Source organism: Pseudomonadota bacterium (genome assembly GCA_039033415.1).
Lineage (GTDB): Bacteria > Pseudomonadota > Gammaproteobacteria > Xanthomonadales > SZUA-38 > JANQOZ01.
Map to the genome: position 1 here is coordinate 1 of JBCCCR010000060.1, position 6,921 is coordinate 6,921.

The window sequence follows — 6,921 nt, forward strand, 5'->3', positions numbered from 1 at the left end:
TCGTTCTGGGACTCGATGGTCCACCCCTCGCCGTTGAATCGAGGGTCCCAGAAAGTGCCTTCAATCGTGGCCCCGGCAAACGAGACGTAAGCAAGCAGCATCGCGGCGATGAGTAATCTCATAGTGACACCTCCATCAGCTATTTTGATTGTAGAACACATCCAGGGACCAGGACCAAGTGCCAGGTCGGACCACCAATCCGCGGCATTTCCTACCCAAGATAACGAGGAGCTATTGATAGGGAAGGCAGACAGCTCCACATGTGGCTGTCGCGTCTCCGGTGGTTTCCGCCTGTAGTACCCAGATGCCAGCATTGCCCAGCTGGCACGTGCCCAATTCATTGCTTCCGTCCACATCGGTCAGTTCGATCAACGACAGCATGCAGAACTGATTGTCTAGTTCGCCGATCACCTGATTGACAGCACCCTGTCCGTTGCTGCTGGTCACGAAAAACTGGACGGGGGTACCGAAGCCCAGAATGCCCACGTTATCGAGCTCGCAGGTAACACCGCCGTTTTCATTGATCTCGCGGATAAACCCGCCGCTGCATGTTCCGGATATCCGACGCTGAACCTCCGACGAATTGATTTCGGCGGCGCCCACCGAGCCGTTACGGAATCTGGAGGTGACGACCGCCGAAGACGCCAGCCGGTCCCCAGTGACTGCGCCACTCGCGATATGGGTCCGGGCGATACTGTCGTCCGCCAGCTTAGGTTCTGTTACCGCCCGAGGGGCGACCACTCGTGCATCGATGCTGTTCTCCGCCAGCGCGGTGGCGTTGACGGCGCCACGGCTGATCTTCTCTCCGGTGACCGCCGCGTCAGCGATCTGCGCATCGGTGATCGCGCTCCGGGCGATACTGCCGCTGGTGACCGCCCCAGCGGCGAGCTGCCCGGTGTTGATCGAGGCATCGGCGAGTTGCGTCGGACCAACCGAACCAGGGCTAATCCTGGCTGAGGTGACGGACCGGTCGAAAATGGCATTGGCGTCGACCGAATCGGTTCCGGCGATCATGGCGCGCCCGGCCACGGGCACCGCAAACAGTCGCTGGCGTGGCAGCAGTGTGTGAGGCGTCGAGTCCTCGGGTCCGCGCACGGTAATCTCGATCCATTGCTCACCGTCGGTCAGCGGCAGAGCCTCAAGGTCAACGGTGAGTCGCAGCCGCCCCCGGTCAACCGGCTGGTCCAGGAATACAAATGGGCCGGCCAGGCGGTCACCGGCGCTTGGAGTGTCATAAATAGAAAGTTCGAAATCGAATGCTCCTTCTGCAGGGCTCCCTGCTGCCAGCAATCGTCCCTGGTAAGAAAACTCGGTTTGCGCTTCTACGCCCGAGGACTGAAGGCATAGCGCCAGGGCACCGCCTAGCAGCATTCCCAAAGACATCCGCCGGCAAATGATCATGGGCTGTACACCAATTCAAAACACAAAGCCTCGCAGAGCGCGTCTGCGTCCAGACCTGAACCGACCGGCGTTGAAGCGCTGAGTATCCATGCCCCCGCACTCACGGACACGCGGCAGGCAGCGAACTCGACCGGTGCATTGTCCACGTCCCGAACGTCATATTTGGACAGAATGCACACGTGCGTCGAGGCGTTTGTCATGGTCACGCTGTTGGTGCCGCCGCTGTTGAAGCTGGAAACGGAATACCCGAGCGGAGAGCCAAAACCGGTGATGCCGAGATCGTCGGAAGGACATACGGAACCTATGTCCAGGAACGGCCCTTGAAAGTAGCCTCCCGCTTGACACCCAGGAATGCGGGCTTGGACCTCTGAGGTTTTGACCTGTGAGACACCCACGGCGCCGTTCGCCAGTTCGGCGCTGCCGATCGCGCCGACGGCCAATTCAGCGCTGCCGACGACGGCAGCCGCAAGCTGCGTTCTGGTGACGGTGCCAGCCGCAACGTGATGCCCCGCAACGGCCCGGTCGAGCAGTTCGCTACTGGTAACTGCTGCGTTTGCAATCGCTGGGTTGGTGACGGCATTGGCCTTCAGGTTAACGGTCTGTACCGCCGATGGGGAAATCTGGGGTTCGCGCACGGAGTCGGCCTGCATCGTTGCCGTCGTGACCGATTGTGATCCCAACTTGGCGTTCGTGATGGCTGCCGTGGCGAGAGTCCGCGTAGTAACGGCGCCGGCGGCAATTTTCCCAGCGGTGACGGCGCCACTTTCAAGCTGCGTCGTTCCCACACTGTTCGGCGCCGCGGCAGCTGTCGCTCCTGCCAACGGCATCACAACAACCTGCTGTCGCGGTAAAAGCGGGGTGAAATCGCCGGTCGAAAGGCCACGAGGTGCAACCTGCAGCCAGACCTGGGCGCCAACGATCGCCGGTCCAAAATCCAGTTCAACTGAAAAGATGCCGCTGGCAATGTCGACCTGCTGTGTTCGAGGCTCCGCGAGCAGGACACCTCCCACAGCCTCATCGTAGATCTCGAAGCGAACGTCGACCGGTTGTTCCAAGGGCGCGCCGTTGGCACTGAGGCGACCCTGGTAGGTGAATCGGGTCTCGGTGGCGCCAACCCCGGAGCCAAGCAACGTCGAAGACACAACGAGCAGAATTAGTGTGGCGGACTCAAAACGGATGCTCATGGGTCGACCTGCAGAGATTGACAGATGGCCTCGCAGAATGCCGTGGCGTCTCGACCCGGCGTGACGAAGGCCTCAAGGATCCAGTTGCCCGACGCACCTGGAAAGAGTGCGCAGGCCGCGACCTCCGCCGAGTTGTCGACGTCTTTAACCTGCACGTAGGCGAGCTGGCACAAATGGGTGGCGGTGGAACCGACAATTCGGGTCTGGCTGCCGTTTCCGGAGGAGAAAGCCAGAAGCGATGCCACGGGTGTACCTAAATCATAGAGACCGCGGCGGTCCGTCGCGCAGGTGAGAGCGCCGGTGGAAGAAACCGCCCGGACGCCCTGCCGGTTGCTGCAAGCCGCACCGAGGCGACGCTGGACTTCACTGCTGTTGATCTGTTGGCTGCCGACCGCGCCGGCAGCAATCTTGTCCTGCGTCACCGCACCGGCGGCAATATGGTCGCGCACGGTTTCCTCTGCCCCCACTTCGCCGGCCACCAGGCTGCGGGTGCTTACGGCGCCGTCAGCCAACGCACCGGTGCCTATGGCGGAAGGTGCGATTTCGCTGCCGCCCACGGCGCCGTCGCCGATCTCGCGTGCGCCCAGAGTTGCAGAAGCCAGCTCAGCGGCGCCCACCGAAGCGTCGTCAAGCCTGGAAGATGCGACGGCGCCAGCGGCAATGTTGTTATTCGAAACAGCGCCGGCAGCGAGGTGGCGAGTCTCGACCGCGCCAGTGGCGACCTGCGCAGCGCCGACCGCCGCGTCGGCCAGGTCGTCGCTGGTCACCGAGCCGTCCACAATGGCGGCGGTCGAGACCGCATCGGGTTCCAGGCGCAGCGCCAGCGCACTCTGCGACGTAGCCGGCACCTGCCAACGGGGCGTGAGCTGCGTGAACAGGGCCTGCCCGCTGGGTCGTACCTGAACGGACAGCCACGATTCCAGATCGGCGTAGAGAGCGCCGCCGAAGTCGATGGGGAGATAGATGATGCCGCCGGTGACGATCTGGTCGACGAATAGTTCGTCATTAGCCAGCGGCGTTCCACCCTCCGCGACGTCATACAGGCCGATGCGAAAGTCGAAGGCGCCTGCCGCCGGCTGATCGTTAAACCAGAGCTCTGCCTGATAGACACTGCCTTGTGCTCGCAGATCGCCGTCGCCCAGGCAGACGGCCAGCAAGCCCAGCAGCAGCGCGATCCGGTTAGCCTTCATAGGAGTCCCGAAAAATCAGCACCGGGCGACTTGACGAATCTCCTTGCCAGAACCCCCCTGATAGTTCGTAAGGCCCGTCAAAGCTCGTGCCGACGACCGGCTGTGCGATCGTTCCCTCAAGTGCGAATTCACCTCCGGTCGAGAGTCCTCCGCCTCCCGCCATTACGCTACGGCGCATCTCGAATGGGCCACCCGATATCTGAGCGTCGCCGCTTCCGCTGCCGATCAGCAGCAGTAGCAGAGTGAAAAACGCGCCCGAAACCCGTGAGTTGCTGCGAAAAGTGCCGCGAATTCGGACAATCTGCATGTGCGTTCCCATGCGATGATTGTCGCCCGAGGTTGCTGTCGTTGCCTGATGGCAGCTTGATTTTTAATTGATGGTTCGCTGACGGAGCAATACAAGGTCTCAGTTTGTGGCGGACGTATGGTTTACCCGGCGTCCGTGGGCAAGTCGGCTAAGTCTACGGATGACCTGCCGCTCGGGTGTCCGGCGCGATCGACTTGAGGAGAGTTCTAAAGGGTTCGGTAGCGGCCGCTTCGCGCCACAGCGGGTCATGGACTACGGTGTAATAGTGACGCCAGCCCAGGTCAATGGCCCGCTCCAGGGTCTGCGCGGCCTCGCGGTCCAGCCCTGCCACAAGCTGCGTTGTGGCAAGCCGGAAGAATAGCAACGGATACTCACCGCCGTTGTCGATCACCTGCTGTACTTGTTCCAGACAGGTCTGAAGGTCGGTCTGGGCACGGTCGGTCTGGCCGAGCAGGGTGAACGCCGCTGCGCGATAGATTCTTGGCCCCGGACTGCCGAACGCGCCACACTTCTCCGCCGCTGTGGCTCCTGCGCGGTCTGCCAGTGACAGCGCACGGTCCGGTCGCTGCCGGGCCAGGGCGTCCATCATTTCCCAGCGCAGCAGCACCCAGGCGCGTCCGAAAACCGGTTGGTCAGGATTTGTACGTTCAAGCCCGTGCTTCAGTATGCTCTGAAAATTTCTGTCTGGGCTCGACGCGAAAGCTAGGGCCAAAGTGGTTTCCAGGACAGCGTTGTCGTCAGAAGCCTCTTCGCGGGCTCTATCGACAGCCTCCAGGGCCGAATCCCACCGACCGAGGTGATATAGCGCACTGCCCTTCAAGGCATTCAGCCTTGCATTGTCCGGCTCGATCTTCAGGCCGACTTCGGCCCAGCGAAGAGCCTCGTCGAAATCCCCAAATGAACTCTGCCAATGAGCGATCATTTCAACCGTTTGAACCGATTCCGGCTGCTGCTCGTGAACCCGTTTCATATAGGTCATGCCACCTTCAAACCGTCCCGACAGGAGCAGGTTTGCGCCTAAGTTTCTGTTGGTCGACAAATCCATGGGGTTCAGACGTTGAGCCACCGCATAGGCCTCGCTGGCCTCGGCGAATCGGTTTTGATACACCAGGCTCAGCCCTAGCCAGTTGGCGGCGTTGACGTAGTTGGGATTGAGACTGAGGGCTTTTCTTAGAGGCGGTTCGGCTTCCGCATACTCTTTGCGCGCCAGAAAAAAAAGCCCCTCTGACGCGTGGGCCTCTGCCAGGTTGGGTGACAGGACCATCGCCTGGTCAATAGCGGCTTTTGCGGTCTGGTTGTCGTCCGTCAGTCTCACCACGCTGCGCCACTGTTTCAGGCTCAGCGCGTCGGCGATGCCCGTGTACGCCAAAGCGTAGTCCGGGTCTTCCGAGACTGCGGCCTGGAACAGCTCGACGGCGCCGTCATAGTCCTGTTTCGCCATGGCGTAGCGACCGCGCAGGTTGAGATCCTGGGCGCGGTAGCTGGAGGTTAGCGATCTGGCCGGGAGGCTGACCGCCTGCGCAAACCCCAGTTCCGCCAGCACCTGGTCTGAAATCTCGCTTTGGAGGCTGACCGTGTCGATCAGCTGCCGGTCATATTCCCGCGACCACAGGTGAAAACCGTCGTCGCGCACAAGCTGAACAGTCACCCGGATCTCCTCACCCTGGATACGAATGCTGCCTTCTACCAGCGCTCCAACCTCAAGCTGGCGAGCGATATCAGGAATCTCGACGGCGCGATCCTTGAAAAAAAAAGCCGAGGTTCTCGCGGCCACCCGCAGATCCTTCACGTTCGCCAGATGATGGGAGAGCTGCTCGCTGAATCCGTCTGCGATGTACTCAAGGCCGGGGTCTCCAGTGAGGTTCAGAAATGGCAGAACGGCGATGGCCGAGACCTGGGTTGTCACGGGCGCTCGCCGCGCGTCGAGAAGCAGGGCCATTGCGATTCCTAACAACACGACGACCAGCGCCGCGATAGCGGGAAAACGTCTACGCTGAATCGGCCCACCGGTCTGCCGTGGCGAGTAGGGAGTCTCCGTTTCAGTTACCGGAAGACGGAGTCGGTACCCGCGTTTGCGCAGAGTTTCGATCAGCGGGTCGTCGCCGGGCGGGACGCGCAAGGCGGACAGCTCACTCCGAATCTGATAGATGCACCTGGCCAGAGCATCGTCACTGACCAGCGTTTCGCCCCACACCGATTCATGGAGCTGCTCACGAGATACCATTTCGCCGGGGTTTTTTGCCAGCACGGCCAGGACGGCCGCAACCTTGGGTTCCAGGCGCGCTTCCCCCAGGGAACTGCTCAGTAGTCCCTCGGTAAGGTCTACGCTCACGCCACCGATCACCAGATCGGCGTTCATTCTCATCGGCTCCGGCATGCCGGTCGGTTTGCACTCCCGCCGCGAAACCTTTCCAGTATTGATGGTAGGCGAGTCGCTGTCTAGATCATCGATACCCGGGCTGGGACCGGTGGTCGCTCCAGCAGTTTCCGCAACACACCCACTGACGCGACCTCGGCAGCGCGAGAGGCTCCGCTACTTGCCGTTCAATCGATTTGCTAATCAGTCAGAAAGCCAGGGGCCGACTGCCAGATGCCAGTACCAGGTGCCAGGTGCCAGGTGCCAGGTGCCAGGTGCCAGGTTCGATCAAGCACATCTTCACCCGACCAACCTGGCACTTGGTCCTGGCCCCTTAAACTCAGAAATGCCAGATCGTTCTGGGACTCGATGGTCCACCCCTCGCCGTTGAATCGAGGGTCCCAGAAAGTGCCTTCAATCGTGGCCCCGGCAAACGAGACGTAAGCAAGCAGCATCGCGGCGATGAGTAATCTCATAGTGACA

The 6,921-nt window shown here is 61.3% G+C and carries 6 protein-coding genes; all 6 read right to left on the bottom strand.

Features of this window, described 5'->3' with window-relative positions; genetic code table 11:
• Window positions 1–231: 231 nt before the first annotated feature.
• Window positions 232–1,401, bottom strand: a complete 1,170-nt coding sequence (locus tag AAF358_26510) for a hypothetical protein (protein MEM7709129.1) — start codon at window positions 1,399–1,401, stop codon at window positions 232–234.
• Window positions 1,398–2,585: a hypothetical protein gene (locus AAF358_26515; protein ID MEM7709130.1), complete on the bottom strand. Its 1,188-nt coding sequence runs from the start codon at window positions 2,583–2,585 to the stop codon at window positions 1,398–1,400. Before AAF358_26515 ends, AAF358_26510 begins: the two co-directional genes overlap by 4 nt.
• Complete coding sequence (locus tag AAF358_26520; protein ID MEM7709131.1) at window positions 2,582–3,775, bottom strand: hypothetical protein; 1,194 nt, start codon at window positions 3,773–3,775, stop codon at window positions 2,582–2,584. Before AAF358_26520 ends, AAF358_26515 begins: the two co-directional genes overlap by 4 nt.
• Window positions 3,765–4,082 carry a hypothetical protein gene (locus AAF358_26525; protein MEM7709132.1) on the bottom strand — a complete coding sequence of 106 codons (318 nt, stop codon included), beginning with the start codon at window positions 4,080–4,082 and terminating at the stop codon, window positions 3,765–3,767. Before AAF358_26525 ends, AAF358_26520 begins: the two co-directional genes overlap by 11 nt.
• Before the next feature lie 154 nt (window positions 4,083–4,236).
• Window positions 4,237–6,441, bottom strand: coding sequence for a tetratricopeptide repeat protein (locus tag AAF358_26530; protein MEM7709133.1), 2,205 nt, complete (start codon window positions 6,439–6,441; stop codon window positions 4,237–4,239).
• Between the two features lie 197 nt (window positions 6,442–6,638).
• On the bottom strand, window positions 6,639–6,921 hold a 283-nt coding region (locus AAF358_26535), incomplete at its 5' end, for a hypothetical protein (GenBank protein ID MEM7709134.1).